The sequence below is a fragment of the Streptococcus mitis SK564 genome, assembly GCF_000148525.1.
GTDB lineage: Bacteria > Bacillota > Bacilli > Lactobacillales > Streptococcaceae > Streptococcus > Streptococcus mitis_H.
This window is the reverse complement of the sequence record NZ_AEDU01000006.1, coordinates 18,219-32,651: the sequence shown is the minus strand read 5'-3', so window position 1 is coordinate 32,651 and position 14,433 is coordinate 18,219. Positions and strand designations below refer to the sequence as shown.

Genomic DNA, 14,433 nt, shown 5'->3' with positions numbered 1-14,433 from the left:
TGCGGCTAGCTTCCTAGTTTGCTCTTTGATTTTCATCGAGTATTAGTTAGGAAATAATGTCATGCAACTTTGTTAAAAAGGCTTGCGTTTTTGTTTCTATATCTTCTGCCTGCATCAAATCACGTACGACAGCTACTCCAGCTATGCCAGTTGCGGCAAGTTGGTCAATATTCTCTGATGTCAAGCCGCCAATAGCAACTACTGGAATAGCGACTCTTTGGCAAATTGTTTTCAAGGTTGAAATCAGGGTAATAGGCGCATTTTCCTTGGTCGTAGTCGGGAAAATGGCTCCTGTCCCCAAGTAATCTGCACCTGATTTCTCCGCTTCCAGAGCTCTTTTAACCGTTTTAGCGGTGACACCGAGGATTTTTTCAGGACCCAAGACTTTGCGAGCTACCGAAACTGGTAATTCATCATCTCCGATATGCAGACCTGCTGCATCAACCGCAAGACAAACATCCAACCGATCATCGATTATCAAGGGTACCTGATAGGCATCTGTTATTTCCTTGACTTCTTTTGCCAGTTGATAATATTGATTGGTTGTGAGATTTTTTTCTCGTAATTGGACTATGGTAACCCCTGAACGGCAAGCCCTCTCAATCTTTTCAAGAAAGCTTTCCAAGGAATCTTGGTAGCGATTGGTTACCAGATACAGTCTAAGCGCCTCTCTATTCATAAACATCTCCTTTGATAGCATCTAGCCAGTTTTCATCTCTTTTGAGGAGCGAAAGCTGATTGAGTACTTGGTAACGAAAATCTTCCAATCCCATTCCTTGAACAACTATTCTCTCAGCAGAGATATTGAGATAAGAGACCGCTAAGCAGGAAGCTTCAAATCCAGTCTTTCCTTGGCTGAGAAAAACAGCTGTTAAAGCTCCAACCAAGTCTCCTGTCCCTGTTATCCAGTCTAATTCTGCACATCCATTTCCCAGTACAGCAACCTGATTCTCTGAAACGATGAGGTCCTTGGGGCCAGTGACTAAGAATGACATACCTGGATAGGTCTGACACCAGTCTTTCAAGACTTGAAGTAAATCCTCAGTTTCTTGGTCTTTAGCACTTGCATCGACCCCAACGCCATGGTGCTTTAAGCCAACAAGACTTCGAATTTCTGACATATTTCCTTTAAGGACCGTAGGTCTATAGTCTAAAAGGTCTCTGACTAAGCTCTTACGAATGGATGAAGCTGTTACGCCAACCGCATCGACTACCATTGGAAGAGAAACTTGAGCTGCATAAGAAGCTGCCATACGAATTGCTTTTTCCTTCTCAGCTGATAAATGCCCCAAATTGATGAAGAGTGCCTGGCTTTGCTTAGTAAAATCAAGAACCTCACGGGGATCATCTGCCATGACAGGTTTGCATCCCAAAGCCAAAATCCCATTTGCCAACATCTCACAAGAAATCTCATTGGTAATGCAGTGAATGAGGGAAGTCGTTTCCAGAGGAAAAGGATTTGATAATTCCAGCATCAGTCTATCCTTTCAGCAAAGAAATATCCCTGCACTTTTTTAAAGAATTCCTGCTTGATTAAAAATCGAAAGGCAATAAAGGAAATTGCTGTACCAATCAAAGTTGCTCCGAAAAATCGAGGAGTGTAGATAAACCAGCTAAGCTTAGCAGCCGATCCTGTAAAGAGTACCATAACAGGATAGGAAACAATAGAACCGATAATACCTGTTCCCAAAATCTCTCCTAGAGCAGAATAATGGAATTTTCGACCGTACTTATAAAAGAGACCTGCTAGAAGGGCTCCAAAAGTCGCTCCTGTGAGAGCTAAAGGCGGAATCCCTTGAGTCGTCATACGGATAAAGGCTGTCACTGTAGCCATAGCCAAGGCATAAACAGGTCCCATCATGATTCCTGCTAGAATATTGACTACACTGGACATCGGTGCCATTCCCTCAATCCGAAAGATAGGCGTAAGGACTACATCAAGGGCAATCATCATGGATAAAATGGTTAATTTGTGAACTTGTAATTGGTGCTTTCTCATGTTTATAATTCTCCTGTTTCTAAAGACTGTAAATCACTCTTCCATGTCTGGTGTTGGTAGGCCATTTGCCAAAACTTGGCTTCCATGTGAACACTGATGTGGAAGGCATCTAACATTTTTTTCTTGTCTGTATCATCACTTTCGCGATAAAGTTGATTGACTAGCTCAGACTCTTCTTTTATTTGCTGTTCGAGTTCATCCGTAATATAAGTTTCAATCCATTGTTGGTAGAGAGGATTTGGTGATGGTTTAAGATTAAGTGATTTGCCTATATCATGATATAGCCAAGGACAAGGCAGCAAGCTCGCAAAGGCAATACCCAAGTTTGGCTCTGCAAATTGCCGATAAATGTGAGAGATATAATGATAACAAGTTGGAGCGATTGGATGTTGCTCCATTTCCTGGTCGCTGATTTCCAATTCCTTGAAAAATTGTTGGCGGATAAATAACTCACCCTCCACTAAACTCTGAGCATTTTGTTTCAATAGTCTTTTCATCTCTTGGTTTGAAGTCTTATCAGCCAAGAGGTGATAGGCTTCTGAGAAGGCCTTCAAATAGTAGGCATCCTGAATCAAGTAATAGCGAAAGATGGACGGGTCTAAATTTCCCTCTTGTAACTGTAAAACAAAGGGGTGATGAAAGGAAGCCTGCCAAGCTTCCTTGGATAATTCCATCGCAATATCTGTAAATTCCATAATAACTCCTTTATAAAAATAGACTGGTTTGAAGCAATAAAAAGAACAGCAGGTAGATGAATATTGTCCTTTGAGGAATATAAAAAGTCCGATAGTGATTCTCCACCTGTGCATGTTCGTCATATCCATGCGCTGATAGAGCTCTCAGGTAAAGATGGCGCCACCTAAAGACTGTCATCAGAACCTTGCTATAAATCAAGGGCGACCAAAAATGTAGTTCTTGACCGCGTAATAAGCAAGCTTCCTTGAGAGACTTGATTTCTTGCTGAATAAGGGGGAAGGAATTGAATACCACAATCAAGGCATAGGCCCAAGAACGTGATAGTCCCTTTTGAGCCAAGTACAAGAGAAGCTCTTTTAGGGAAATAGAGGAAACAAAGACAAGACCGATACAAACGGTTACAAAGGCCCTCGTTCCAAGCATCACTGCCTGCGAAGCATCCCCATGCAACTGAACTGCCCAGTAGTTGGCCAAAGATGGCAAAATGGCGAGCAGAATCATCCAAGCTAACATTTTAAATCGACGGTAATAGAGCATAAAGAGAATGCAAAATGCGACTACCGAAAGATTCAAAGCAATCGAAGGAATGAAAGATGTCTCCAAGGATAAAATCAGCAAGAAGAGACTGATAATAGGTGTCTGAGTTGCTACTTTGACCATACTATCTCACCTCCCCTTGAGTATTGCTACTCTGAGATGTGAGTGGTTTGGTAATTGTCACTTCTTTCACATGACTGAGACCCTGACTAGTCATCTCAATCCAATAATCAACCACAGTGATTAAGGGATCTAAACGATGTGTAATCATCAAAAAACTTCTTCCTTGATTTCTCTCCTCCACGATCCACTGACAAAAATAATGGCAAGCTCTATCATCCAAACCCGCAAAAGGTTCGTCTAGCAAGATTACAGAAGCCTTGCTGGTCAAGATGGTCAAAAGCTGAAGAATCTTTTGCTGGCCACCACTTAATTGATAGGGACTCTTATCGAGCGCCTGCTCCAGATCAAAATACCGTAAAGCTTGGAGAATACGCTGATTTCTTTCAGAATCAGGTCCATCTAATTGAAGTTCTTCTCGCAGACTGACTCGGATAAACTGCTTCTCAGCTTCCTGAACAACACCCGTCAGGTCATGATACAAACTCTTTTTCTTTTTTAGAACCGAACCCTTCCAAGTAATGCGCCCCTTATACTTTTGAAATTGAAGAATGGAGCGAAAGAGGGTTGATTTCCCGACACCATTGTCACCCAAGATACAGGAAATTCCTTGGTAAACTGTAAAATCCGCAATTGAAAAGAGGGGACGATGATCCAGCTCACAAGTCACACGGTCCATATGGAATAGTTCTGGGCTAGAAGCAACTTCCTTTGAAGCAACCTGGATCATATCAGAGGCAGGGATTTGAAACACTTCCCTTAGTTGTCCATCTCTTAGATCCACCATATGGTCGATATAGGCTTCATAGTCCGTTAAATCATGGTCGCACAAAATAACTGTCTTCCCATTAGAAGCTAACTCTTTTAGAATCTCCAAGATCTCTATCCTACTCTTGCGGTCAATGGAAGCAAAAGGCTCATCCAAGAGATAGACCCTAGGATTCATAGCAAAGAGAACTGCCAAGGCAGCCTTTTGCTTTTCTCCACCTGATAAGTGATGGATGGGACGGTGCAAAATCGCCTTGCAGCGACATTGCTGGACAACCTCTGCTATTTTAGAATCAATTTCCTGAACGGGATGCCCGATATTTTCCAAGGTAAAAATCAGCTCCTCAAACAAGTTCTCCATGGTAAATTGATGATTGGGATTTTGAAAGAGAATACCAACCGTCTGGACACGTTCGATGATAGAAAGCTGACTGACCTCGCTCCCATTTATCAGGACTTGACCGATATAGGGAAGAGAACTGACTTGGGCAATCATTTGAAAGAGACTCGATTTTCCTGAACCACTGCTTCCAACTAACAAGGTAAAGGCTTGCGCATGAAAAGTAAAATCAAGCGGCTCAGAGAAGATTGGGGACTGAATCGCTCGTAGTTCCAGCCCCATCTATGCCTTGCCCCCAGCTGCAAACTGATGATAAAGTTTGACAATGGCACGAACCAAAATGGTACAGAAGAAAAAGACGGAAATAAAACGTACTACAAGCAAGGAAAGGACAAAAGGAAGGGAGAAGGCGTAGTAACCTAACTTAATGTATTCATAGACAAAGCTAACAAGCGTAATTCCAATACTATTGGCAGTTAGAGAGAGCCAACTTTCATAGCGATTCTTGGTTACGATAAAACCAAGTTCACTTCCCAAACCTTGAACCAAGCCAGACAAAAGGGCACCTAGACCAAATTGGCTACCATAAAGGACTTCAGCAAGCGCAGCTAGCACTTCTCCAATCGTTGCACTTCCGACTCTTGGAACAAAGATTGCAGCAATAGGCGCAGCCATACACCAGAGACCAAAGAGGATTTCATTGGCAAAGGCCTGCAAGCCAAGAGGGGCTAAAATCAGAGTGAGGATATCAAATAGATAGCCTGATCCCACAAAAACGCCACCAAAAAAGATAGATAAGAAAGCAAGTAAGATAACATCTTTTAACTGCCATTTTTTCAACATAAAAACTCCTTTTTAAAGAAAAGTGGGGCATTCAAGGTGAGCTACCTAAATGCTTTGTATCATCTTCATCCAGTTTCGTAAAAGAAAAAACTCTAATTACAGATAGGAATTAGAGTTCAGCTTACAAGATTAGATGGTTAGTTTCTATAAATACAAAACCATTTCACATTTCCCTTCGCCAGTCTTAACTGTATCAGGTTCAATGGGTATCATCTCAGCCTAAAGCACCCCAAATGTCTTTATTATTTAATTATATAAATATTATAACAAACGATTTTTTCCAGTTCAAGAAATTGAACTGGAAATACAGCCTTGCACTAACAAAGACAGCAGATCTTTCTTTGGTTAGATAGATACCTATTGTTCACTCATTTCCCGAACAGTTTTTTCTATATTTTTTGCATACGATATTGCTGAAATGATTGAAACACCATCCATATTCGTCTTCATAATGTCTTTAATATGTTTCGTCTGTATTCCACCAATTGCAACTAAGGGCATTTGTGGCAATAGTTTTCTCATCAATTTAAGACCTTCATAACCTATAGCGCCACCAGCATCATCCTTTGACTGGGTATCAAACACAGGACCAACACCAACATAATCTACATATTCAACTTTTGATTGTTGAAATTCTTCCTCGTTTTTTATAGAAAGACCAATTATTTTATCTGGCATCAATTTTCTAATTTCATCAACACCGAGGTCATCTTGTCCTACATGTACGCCATCAGCATCAATTTCCATTGCCAAATCAATATCATCATTAACAATAAATGGAACATTGTATTTTTTACAAAGATTCTGTAGTTTAATTGCTAATTCGACTTTTTCTTTACCTTCTAAAGATCCCTCACCTTTTTCACGAAATTGAAATAAGGTTATACCACCTTTTAAGGCTTCCTCAACGACTCTATATAGATCTTTTCCTTGGCAAGTGGTCGTTCCACAAATAAAATATAGTTTTAGTAATTCTTTATGAAACATTTTACTTCACTCTTTTGAATTCCTTTACATCTTCATCTGTAATCTCATATAAGGCATTTATAAATTCAACTTTAAATGTTCCAGGAAGATGTCCATTTGGACGTTTTTCTGCCATTTCTCCAGCGATATTGTAAACCAACATTGCTGTTTCTAATGATTTCAATTCTTGACCTTTTTCTAGTCCGATAAAGCTTGCTACTACAGCACCTAATAAACATCCAGTTCCAATGACTTTTGGCATCATGGCACTACCATTATGAATCGTTACCACTTCTCCATTTACCGCGATGGCATCCACTTCACCTGTTACTATTATAGGAATATTGAACTTCTCATTTGCTGCTAAAGCAATTTCGTCAATATTATCTACGCCTGCACTATCTACTCCTTTAGATGCCACATTTATTCCCACTAAAGAAGCGATCTCTCCAGCATTTCCTCTAATCGCTGCGAGTTTGTAATTATTTATTAAATCTTCGGATACTTTTTTTCTATAAGATCCTGCTCCACAAGCTACAGGATCTAAAACTGCTGGGACATTATATTTCTCTGCAATTTTCAGAGCAGCTTGGTATAATTTCCAATTTTCATCTGTCAATGTTCCTATGTTTATTAATAAACCTCCAGCATACTTTAACAAATCCTCTAAATCTGCAGGAAACTCACTCATGGCTGGTGATGCCCCCAGTGCTACTAATCCATTTGCTGTGAAATTTTTTACTACATCATTGGTTATACAAATGACCAAAGGTGCTTTTTCTTTTAATAATTTTAAACTTGTCATATTGAAATCCTTCCTTTTCACTTTATACGATCTACTGATTTCGATTTATTTCTATCTTTCGTTAAGAAATTTTTTTATTTACATTGAATGATTTGTGCTCAATGAAAATCAAAGAGCAAACTAGGAAGCTAGCCGCAGGTTGCTCAAAGCACTGCTTTGAGGTTGTAGATAAGACTGACGAAGTCAGTCACATATATAATCTAAGATGAAGCTGACGTGGTTTGAAGAGATTTTCGAAGAGAATTACCTCATCAAATTTGTAAATATCCTAAACTTTCTCTAGGCGTCATAACCAATATCAAAAAAGGCTAATTCTAAAGCAACCGCTTGATTCCAACGTTCCTGAAGTTCTGTCAAATCCTCTCTACCTTTCCCGACACGATTAAGTTCGTCAACCAGAAATTGAACCCACTCTGCAAAGAAAGGACCTCTGTGGAGATTAATCCATTCCGAATGAATGTAGGCTTCAGGTAGAGCCAAATCTTTAGAACCCCAGTCTAAATAGAGACCTTCTGCAATGACCAGCATGACCAAAAGATGGGCATAGTTTGATGAATCCACTGCCGAATACATTAGATCCTGAAAGGCTTTTGTTACAGGATGCAAGGTCACTTCCAGATAGTCATTCTCAGATACTTTTAACTCTTTGAAAGCCTTTTGGAAATAACCATCTTCATCTGCTTCAAGAAAGCCTAGTTGCTTGGCAAAACGAAGCTTGGATTCAAGCTGGTCTGCGTGGGCTACGCAGCCACCCAGCATAGATAAGAAGGCATCAAAGAAGTGATAATCTTGAATTAGGTAGTCTTTTAAGACCTTATTCTCAATTTTCCCTGCAAAAAGTTCCTTGACAAAACGATGATTGATTGCAACCTGCCAATCCTTCTGACTGCTTTTTAATAATTCTCCAACAGTCAAACCTGGCTCAAATGCATAGTCTTGTGTTTCCATATTTACTTCTCCTCTCTTTACTCGTTCGTAATCAACAAAATACCAAGAAAATCCTAGTTTTACTTGACCTTTTTAAAGAAAATCAAGGGCGTTCAAGAAGAGTTACCTAAATGCTTTGTATCACCTTCATCCAGCTTATATAAACAAAAAAACTCCAATTACAATCAAGAATTAGAGTTGACTTACAAGATTAGATCGTTCATTTCGCCATACGAAAAAACGTTTCACATTTCCCTTCGCCAGTATTAACTGTATCAGGTTCAATGGGTATCATCTCAGCCTAAAGCACCCCAAATGTCTTTATTATTTAATTACTGCACCAGTATAGCAAAAAATGAAAGCCCTAGCAAGATATTTGACTGAAAAATATATTTATATAGTTTTCAATGGTGATTTATTCTTCCTATACACTAAGAAAAACCTCCACATTCAGTGGAGGCAATATTTTTATCAATACAATTTTAAGTCGCGTGGGTCAACTGGGAAGGTTGGGTTGTATGGGTTGTGACGGAGTTTGAAGTGTTTGACATCTTCAATAGTCTGAGTTCCAGATAATTGCATAACTGTCTTCAATTCTGCATTCAAGTGTTCAAAGACTTGACGTACACCAACACTACCACCGAGAGCCAAACCATAGATGACAGGGCGACCAATAGCTACCAAGTCTGCTCCTGAAGCCAAGGCTTTAAAGACGTGTTGACCACGACGAATACCTGAGTCAAAGACGATTGGCACACGTTTGTCAACTGCTTCTGCTACTTCTTGAAGTGAGTCAAAGGCAGCTGGTCCACCGTCGATTTGGCGGCCACCGTGGTTGGTTACCCAGATACCAGAAGCTCCCGCAGCAAGCGAACGTTCAACGTCCTCACGGCATTGTGGTCCCTTGACATAAACAGGAAGTCCTGAGTATTCAGCGATAAATTCTACATCACGTGGAGACAAGCGTTGTTTAGCTGATTTGTAAACAAAGTCCATTGATTTACCAGCACCTTCTGGTAGATATTCCTCAACAATCGGCATGCCAACTGGGAAGACAAAACCATTACGCTTGTCCACCTCACGATTACCTCCTACAGTCGCATCTGCTGTCAAGACAATCGCTTTATAACCTTCAGCCTTCACACGGTCCATGATATGGCGGTTGATACCGTCATCCTTACTAAAGTAAAATTGGAACCAGTGAGGTGTCCCTTGAAGGGCTTCTGTAATTTCTGGAAGATCGACAGTAGAGTAAGAACTGGTTGTATAGAGGGACCCAAACTCATGCACACCACGCGCAGTCGCCACTTCACCCTGTTCGTTTGCTAATTTATGAGCCGCAACAGGCGCCATAATGATTGGTGAAGACAATTTTTCACCTGCAAATTCAATCTCTGTACTTGGATTTTCTACATTGCAAAGTGTATGAGGAACGATGAGTTTGTGGTTAAAGGCACGAATATTCTCACGTAAAGTGAAAGTATCTTCCGCCCCACTAGCGATATAGCCAAATGCTGCTTTAGGAATAACTTGTTGCGCCATTGGCTCCAAATCATAGGTATTAATGAAATCTACATGACCTTCTGCATTGCTTGTTTTGTATGACATAAAATGCCCTCCTTAATAAGTAAGCGTTTACTTTGTATATTACAAAAATATCTTAACTCTTTTTTCAAAATTTTTCAAATATTTTGTTTGGAAATTTCAGAAATTTTATGTCTATGATAAAAAATCCTTATAAGGGCAATAAAAAATAGATATTATCCAAAGGAGATTTTAAGTGCTACAATAACTGTATTATTTCTAGATGGGAGGTTCTATTTTTGGATTGGTCCATTGTTGAACAATATCTACCACTATATCAAAAGGCATTTCTTCTGACCTTGCATATTGCAGTTTGGGGGATTCTGGGATCCTTTCTGCTCGGCTTAATCGTTAGTATCATCCGACACTATCAAATCCCTGTTTTGGCGCAAGTAGCGACAGCCTATATTGAATTGTCACGCAATACGCCCCTTTTGATTCAACTCTTCTTTCTCTACTTCGGTCTTCCTAGAGTAGGGATTGTCCTATCTTCAGAAGTCTGTGCCACTTTAGGACTGGTCTTTTTAGGAGGCTCCTATATGGCAGAATCTTTCCGAAGTGGGCTGGAAGCCGTCAGTCAAACCCAGCAGGAGATTGGATTAGCTATCGGTCTGACACCTATACAGGTCTTTCGCTATGTGGTTCTTCCGCAAGCAACAGCGGTGGCACTCCCCTCTTTTAGTGCCAATGTCATTTTCCTGATCAAGGAAACCTCTGTTTTCTCAGCAGTGGCTTTGGCCGATCTCATGTATGTCGCCAAGGACTTGATTGGGCTCTACTATGAGACAGACATTGCGCTTGCTATGTTGGTAGTTGCTTATCTGATCATGCTTCTACCCATCTCACTGGTCTTTAGCTGGATAGAAAGGAGGCTCCGCCATGCAGGATTCGGGAATCCAAGTACTCTTTCAGGGAAATAATCTCCTGAGAATCTTACAGGGATTGGGCGTTACGATTGGCATATCCATTCTGTCTGTCCTCTTATCCATAATGTTCGGAACAGTCATGGGAATCATTATGACCTCCCATTCTAGAATCGTACGATTTTTAACACGATTGTATTTAGAATTCATCCGTATCATGCCCCAGCTGGTATTGCTCTTCATCGTTTACTTTGGCTTAGCTCGAAACTTTAATATCAATATCTCAGGTGAGACTTCAGCTATTATCGTTTTCACCCTCTGGGGAACAGCTGAAATGGGGGACTTGGTACGTGGAGCTATCACTTCCCTCCCTAAGCATCAGTTTGAAAGTGGACAGGCGCTAGGTTTGACCAATGTTCAACTTTACTACCACATCATCATCCCACAGGTTTTGAGAAGACTGCTACCGCAGGCCATTAATCTTGTCACTCGGATGATTAAAACGACTTCCTTGGTTGTCCTGATTGGGGTTGTTGAAGTTACCAAGGTTGGACAACAAATCATCGACAGCAATCGCCTGACCATCCCAACCGCTTCCTTCTGGATTTATGGAACCATTCTGGTCTTGTATTTCGCAGTCTGCTTTCCTATTTCCAAACTATCCACTCACTTAGAAAAACATTGGAGGAACTAAATGTCTGAAACTATTTTAGAAATCAAGGAACTAAAAAAATCCTTCGGAGACAATCCTATCCTCCAAGGACTTTCTTTAGATATTAAAAAGGGGGAAGTTATCGTCATCCTAGGACCATCTGGTTGTGGTAAAAGCACGCTACTTCGCTGTCTCAATGGTTTAGAAAGTATTCAAGGAGGAGATATCCTGCTGGATGGCCAGTCCATTATTAGCAATCAGAAAGACTTTCACCTCGTTCGCCAAAAGATTGGCATGGTCTTTCAAAGCTATGAACTCTTTCCCCATCTTGATGTCCTTCAAAACCTCATCCTAGGCCCTATCAAGGCTCAAGGGAAAGACAAGAATGAAGTAACGGAAGAAGCTCTGAAACTACTGGAACGTATTGGTTTGCTAGACAAACAACATAGCTTTGCCCGTCAATTATCTGGTGGACAGAAGCAACGGGTTGCAATTGTCCGTGCCCTCCTCATGCATCCAGAAATCATCCTTTTTGACGAAGTGACTGCTTCGCTGGATCCAGAAATGGTGCGTGAGGTTCTAGAACTCATCAATGACTTGGCTCAAGAAGGTCGCACCATGATTTTAGTAACCCATGAAATGCAGTTTGCTCAAGCTATTGCCGATCGGATTATCTTCCTAGACCAAGGGAAAATCGCTGAAGAAGGAACGGCTCAAGCCTTCTTTACCAATCCGCAAACCAAACGAGCACAGGAATTTTTAAACGTCTTTGACTTTAGCCAGTTTGGATCATATCTATAATCAATAAAGGAGATTATTATGAAACTACTTAAACCACTCTTAACTGTTTTGGCACTTGCCTTCGCCCTTATCTTTGTCACAGCTTGTAGCTCAGGTGGAAATGGTGGTGCATCGTCTGGCAAAACTACTGCCAAGGCTCGCACAATCGATGAAATCAAAAAAAGCGGTGAGCTACGAATCGCCGTATTTGGAGATAAAAAACCGTTTGGTTACGTTGACAATGACGGTTCTTACCAAGGTTACGATATCGAACTTGGGAACCAACTTGCACAAGACTTGGGTGTCAACGTTAAATATGTTTCAGTCGATGCTGCCAACCGTGCTGAATACTTGATTTCAAACAAGGTAGATATTACTCTTGCCAACTTTACGGTGACTGACGAACGCAAGAAACAAGTTGATTTTGCCCTTCCATACATGAAAGTTTCACTTGGAGTCGTATCGCCTAAGACTGGTCTCATTACAGACGTCAAACAACTTGAAGGTAAAACCTTAATTGTCACAAAAGGAACGACTGCTGAGACTTATTTTGAGAAAAATCACCCAGAAGTAAAACTCCAAAAATACGACCAATACAGTGACTCTTACCAAGCCCTTCTTGACGGACGTGGAGATGCCTTTTCAACTGACAATACGGAAGTCCTAGCTTGGGCACTTGAAAATAAAGGATTTGAAGTAGGAATTACTTCCCTCGGTAATCCAGATACCATTGCGGCAGCAGTTCAAAAAGGCAACCAAGAACTGCTAGACTTCATCAATAAAGATATTGAAAAATTAGGTAAGGGAAACTTCTTCCACAAAGCCTATGAAAAAACACTTCACCCAACCTACGGTGACGCTGCTAAAGCAGATGATCTGGTTGTTGAAGGTGGAAAAGTTGACTAATACTCTTCGAAAATCTCTTCAAACCGCGTCAGCTTTATCTACAACCTCAAAGCAGTGCTTTGAGCAACCTGCGGCTAGCTTCCTAGTTTGCTCTTTGATTTTCATTGAGTATAACATCCAATGAAATCACAAAAAGAAATCAGGTAATCCTAGTGACTACCTGATTTTCTATATTTTAGGCATTTTGCCAATTCTCTTGGTCTTCTTTAAATCGTTTTAGAAGACCCAAGCCTTCTGGGGTGATATAGCCTTCTTCTTGGGCTAGATGGATGAGTTCACTGTAGTTAGAAAGCGTCACAAGTTTGACACCTGCATCTGAGAAGTTCTTATCTGCTTTTGGCAATTGGTAGCTGAAAATCGCTACAACTCCAAGAACATCTGCTCCTTCTCGCTTGGCTGCTGCCACGGCCTCGAGAACAGAACCACCTGTTGAAATGAGGTCTTCAACCACTACCATTTTTTGACCTTGAGCTACACGGCCTTCGATTTGATTACCTGCTCCGTGGTCTTTTGGTTTGCTACGGATGTAGGCAAATGGCAAGTTCATCTTATCAGCAATGATAGCTCCGTGTGGAATCCCAGCTGTCGCAGTTCCTGCAATCACTTCTACATCTGGAAAGGCTTCTTTGATAGCTTCCACAAAGCCATTTTCAATGAGAGTACGAGTTTCTGGATAGGCAAGGGTAACACGGTTATCCGTATAAATGGGTGACTTGATACCAGATGCCCAAGTGAAAGGCTCCTCTGGTTTGAGGTAAACGGCTTGAATTTTCAAGAGGTGGCTAGCGATATCTTTAGCAAGTGTCATGATATTCTCCTTTTATTTTTATAATCTATTCTTTAATTCCAGTTCTGTGTCCATTCATCCTTGATAGCATGATAAGCTACAACAGGATCCTCAGCTTGAGTAATGGGACGTCCCACCACGATATAGTCACTACCGATTTGATAAGCATCCGCTGGCGTCATCACGCGTTTTTGGTCTCCAACTGCAGCTCCTGCTGGACGAATACCCGGTGTCAGACAGATAAAATCTGGATTGGTAGCCTGCTTGATGACTTGCACTTCCTGAGCTGAACAAACAACACCATCTAATCCCACTTCGGCTGTCTTCTTGGCATAATGTATCACAGACTCTTGCAGGCTAGTTTGGATATTTTGAAAATCCTGCATCTGGGCTTCTGATGTTGATGTGAGCTGAGTGACAGCTATCAATTTGGCTTGACTACCAAGACCTTCACGAGCAGCCTTCATCATCTCTACACCCCCAGCAGCATGAACATTGGTCATATCCACACCAAGCTGAGATAGGACCTTCATAGCTGATTTGACTGTATTGGGAATGTCATGCAACTTGAGATCCAAAAAGACACTGTGACCCAGATCTTTCAAGTAAGACACAATCTCAGGCCCCGTTGCGTAATAAAGCTCCATCCCTACCTTTAGATAAAGGCTTTCTTCCTCTGGAAAAAGAGCTAAAAATTCCTTGACCGCCTCAAAACTAGGAAAATCAAGAGCAATGACTGGACGATGTTCTCGCATAGGTTTCTCCTTTTACCTTTGCTAGTGAGAGAGTCTGGCCACAAGAAGCCACGAAAAAAGGAACCTGCCAACAGCAAGGTTCCACGAAAAATGGGTAGTCTCCAC

Annotated in this window: 17 protein-coding genes and 2 riboswitches; of the genes, 4 read left to right on the top strand and 13 right to left on the bottom strand. The window is 41.1% G+C overall.

What is annotated here, in order from left to right:
* Nucleotides 1–46: 46 nt before the first annotated feature.
* From thiE (SMSK564_RS03830) to lctO, 11 genes are all read right to left on the bottom strand, one after another.
* On the bottom strand, nucleotides 47–679 hold the full coding sequence (gene thiE, locus SMSK564_RS03830) for a thiamine phosphate synthase (RefSeq protein WP_001078206.1): 633 nt from the start codon (nucleotides 677–679) through the stop codon (nucleotides 47–49).
* Entirely contained in the window at nucleotides 672–1,475 is an 804-nt protein-coding gene (thiM, locus tag SMSK564_RS03825) for a hydroxyethylthiazole kinase (RefSeq protein WP_000891845.1), read from the bottom strand. Before thiM (SMSK564_RS03825) ends, thiE (SMSK564_RS03830) begins: the two co-directional genes overlap by 8 nt.
* A complete protein-coding gene (gene thiW / locus SMSK564_RS03820; protein WP_001225549.1) occupies nucleotides 1,475–1,999 on the bottom strand; it encodes an energy coupling factor transporter S component ThiW in 525 nt (174 codons plus the stop codon). The genes thiM (SMSK564_RS03825) and thiW overlap by 1 nt, the downstream gene beginning before the upstream one ends.
* 2 nt (nucleotides 2,000–2,001) lie before the next feature.
* Nucleotides 2,002–2,694 carry a thiaminase II gene (gene tenA, locus SMSK564_RS03815; RefSeq protein WP_000397190.1) on the bottom strand — a complete coding sequence of 231 codons (693 nt, stop codon included), beginning with the start codon at nucleotides 2,692–2,694 and terminating at the stop codon, nucleotides 2,002–2,004.
* A 10-nt stretch (nucleotides 2,695–2,704) separates the two neighbouring features.
* Entirely contained in the window at nucleotides 2,705–3,355 is a 651-nt protein-coding gene (locus SMSK564_RS03810; protein WP_000241381.1) for an energy-coupling factor transporter transmembrane component T, read from the bottom strand.
* Nucleotide 3,356: 1 nt separating this feature from the next.
* Nucleotides 3,357–4,742 carry an ATP-binding cassette domain-containing protein gene (locus SMSK564_RS03805; protein ID WP_000522129.1) on the bottom strand — a complete coding sequence of 462 codons (1,386 nt, stop codon included), beginning with the start codon at nucleotides 4,740–4,742 and terminating at the stop codon, nucleotides 3,357–3,359.
* Nucleotides 4,743–5,303 carry an ECF transporter S component gene (locus SMSK564_RS03800; RefSeq protein ID WP_000915275.1) on the bottom strand — a complete coding sequence of 187 codons (561 nt, stop codon included), beginning with the start codon at nucleotides 5,301–5,303 and terminating at the stop codon, nucleotides 4,743–4,745.
* A 153-nt stretch (nucleotides 5,304–5,456) separates the two neighbouring features.
* Nucleotides 5,457–5,545, bottom strand: a riboswitch (TPP riboswitch).
* A 115-nt stretch (nucleotides 5,546–5,660) separates the two neighbouring features.
* A complete protein-coding gene (gene thiE / locus SMSK564_RS03795) occupies nucleotides 5,661–6,290 on the bottom strand; it encodes a thiamine phosphate synthase (protein WP_000468567.1) in 630 nt (209 codons plus the stop codon).
* Between the two features lies 1 nt (nucleotide 6,291).
* Nucleotides 6,292–7,074: a hydroxyethylthiazole kinase gene (gene thiM, locus SMSK564_RS03790; protein WP_000202462.1), complete on the bottom strand. Its 783-nt coding sequence runs from the start codon at nucleotides 7,072–7,074 to the stop codon at nucleotides 6,292–6,294.
* Nucleotides 7,075–7,353: 279 nt separating this feature from the next.
* Nucleotides 7,354–8,022: a TenA family protein gene (locus tag SMSK564_RS03785; RefSeq protein ID WP_000449809.1), complete on the bottom strand. Its 669-nt coding sequence runs from the start codon at nucleotides 8,020–8,022 to the stop codon at nucleotides 7,354–7,356.
* Between the two features lie 214 nt (nucleotides 8,023–8,236).
* Nucleotides 8,237–8,325, bottom strand: a riboswitch (TPP riboswitch).
* 147 nt (nucleotides 8,326–8,472) lie between these two features.
* The gene (gene lctO / locus SMSK564_RS03780; protein ID WP_000120723.1) at nucleotides 8,473–9,609 is read right to left on the bottom strand and encodes an L-lactate oxidase; all 1,137 of its coding nucleotides are present in this window, start codon (nucleotides 9,607–9,609) and stop codon (nucleotides 8,473–8,475) included.
* 215 nt (nucleotides 9,610–9,824) lie between these two features.
* Between lctO and SMSK564_RS03775 the strand changes: the two genes are divergently transcribed.
* Genes SMSK564_RS03775 through SMSK564_RS03765 form a run of 4 tightly spaced genes read left to right on the top strand, consistent with a single transcriptional unit; the run spans nucleotide 9,825 to nucleotide 12,786 of the window.
* Complete coding sequence (locus SMSK564_RS03775) at nucleotides 9,825–10,505, top strand: amino acid ABC transporter permease (protein ID WP_000384104.1); 681 nt, start codon at nucleotides 9,825–9,827, stop codon at nucleotides 10,503–10,505.
* Nucleotides 10,465–11,142 (top strand): amino acid ABC transporter permease, encoded by a 678-nt coding sequence (locus tag SMSK564_RS0101960; RefSeq protein ID WP_001154133.1) that lies wholly within the window; start codon nucleotides 10,465–10,467, stop codon nucleotides 11,140–11,142. Before SMSK564_RS03775 ends, SMSK564_RS0101960 begins: the two co-directional genes overlap by 41 nt.
* Nucleotides 11,143–11,901 (top strand): amino acid ABC transporter ATP-binding protein, encoded by a 759-nt coding sequence (locus SMSK564_RS03770; RefSeq protein WP_000004996.1) that lies wholly within the window; start codon nucleotides 11,143–11,145, stop codon nucleotides 11,899–11,901. It begins immediately after the preceding gene.
* 18 nt (nucleotides 11,902–11,919) lie between these two features.
* Entirely contained in the window at nucleotides 11,920–12,786 is an 867-nt protein-coding gene (locus SMSK564_RS03765; protein ID WP_000771299.1) for a cysteine ABC transporter substrate-binding protein, read from the top strand.
* A 175-nt stretch (nucleotides 12,787–12,961) separates the two neighbouring features.
* Here the strand turns inward: SMSK564_RS03765 and pyrE are convergent, their stop codons facing one another.
* Both pyrE and pyrF read right to left on the bottom strand, forming a co-directional pair.
* Nucleotides 12,962–13,594 (bottom strand): orotate phosphoribosyltransferase, encoded by a 633-nt coding sequence (gene pyrE / locus SMSK564_RS03760; protein WP_000170909.1) that lies wholly within the window; start codon nucleotides 13,592–13,594, stop codon nucleotides 12,962–12,964.
* A 32-nt stretch (nucleotides 13,595–13,626) separates the two neighbouring features.
* Nucleotides 13,627–14,328, bottom strand: a complete 702-nt coding sequence (gene pyrF, locus SMSK564_RS03755; RefSeq protein ID WP_001206740.1) for an orotidine-5'-phosphate decarboxylase — start codon at nucleotides 14,326–14,328, stop codon at nucleotides 13,627–13,629.
* Nucleotides 14,329–14,433: the final 105 nt, after the last annotated feature.

Excerpts from the sequence above, each read along its gene's own strand:
- SMSK564_RS0101960 (WP_001154133.1), top strand. The coding sequence starts at position 10,465 with ATGCAGGATTCGGGAATCCAAGTACTCTTTCAGGGAAATAATCTCCTG.
- SMSK564_RS03765 (WP_000771299.1), top strand. The coding sequence starts at position 11,920 with ATGAAACTACTTAAACCACTCTTAACTGTTTTGGCACTTGCCTTCGCC.
- pyrF (WP_001206740.1), bottom strand. The coding sequence starts at position 14,328 with ATGCGAGAACATCGTCCAGTCATTGCTCTTGATTTTCCTAGTTTTGAG.
- thiW (WP_001225549.1), bottom strand. The coding sequence starts at position 1,999 with ATGAGAAAGCACCAATTACAAGTTCACAAATTAACCATTTTATCCATG.
- SMSK564_RS03805 (WP_000522129.1), bottom strand. The coding sequence starts at position 4,742 with ATGGGGCTGGAACTACGAGCGATTCAGTCCCCAATCTTCTCTGAGCCG.
- thiM (WP_000891845.1), bottom strand. The coding sequence starts at position 1,475 with ATGCTGGAATTATCAAATCCTTTTCCTCTGGAAACGACTTCCCTCATT.
- tenA (WP_000397190.1), bottom strand. The coding sequence starts at position 2,694 with ATGGAATTTACAGATATTGCGATGGAATTATCCAAGGAAGCTTGGCAG.
- thiE (WP_001078206.1), bottom strand. The coding sequence starts at position 679 with ATGAATAGAGAGGCGCTTAGACTGTATCTGGTAACCAATCGCTACCAA.
- thiE (WP_000468567.1), bottom strand. The coding sequence starts at position 6,290 with ATGTTTCATAAAGAATTACTAAAACTATATTTTATTTGTGGAACGACC.
- SMSK564_RS03785 (WP_000449809.1), bottom strand. The coding sequence starts at position 8,022 with ATGGAAACACAAGACTATGCATTTGAGCCAGGTTTGACTGTTGGAGAA.
- pyrE (WP_000170909.1), bottom strand. The coding sequence starts at position 13,594 with ATGACACTTGCTAAAGATATCGCTAGCCACCTCTTGAAAATTCAAGCC.
- SMSK564_RS03810 (WP_000241381.1), bottom strand. The coding sequence starts at position 3,355 with ATGGTCAAAGTAGCAACTCAGACACCTATTATCAGTCTCTTCTTGCTG.
- thiM (WP_000202462.1), bottom strand. The coding sequence starts at position 7,074 with ATGACAAGTTTAAAATTATTAAAAGAAAAAGCACCTTTGGTCATTTGT.
- SMSK564_RS03800 (WP_000915275.1), bottom strand. The coding sequence starts at position 5,303 with ATGTTGAAAAAATGGCAGTTAAAAGATGTTATCTTACTTGCTTTCTTA.
- SMSK564_RS03770 (WP_000004996.1), top strand. The coding sequence starts at position 11,143 with ATGTCTGAAACTATTTTAGAAATCAAGGAACTAAAAAAATCCTTCGGA.
- lctO (WP_000120723.1), bottom strand. The coding sequence starts at position 9,609 with ATGTCATACAAAACAAGCAATGCAGAAGGTCATGTAGATTTCATTAAT.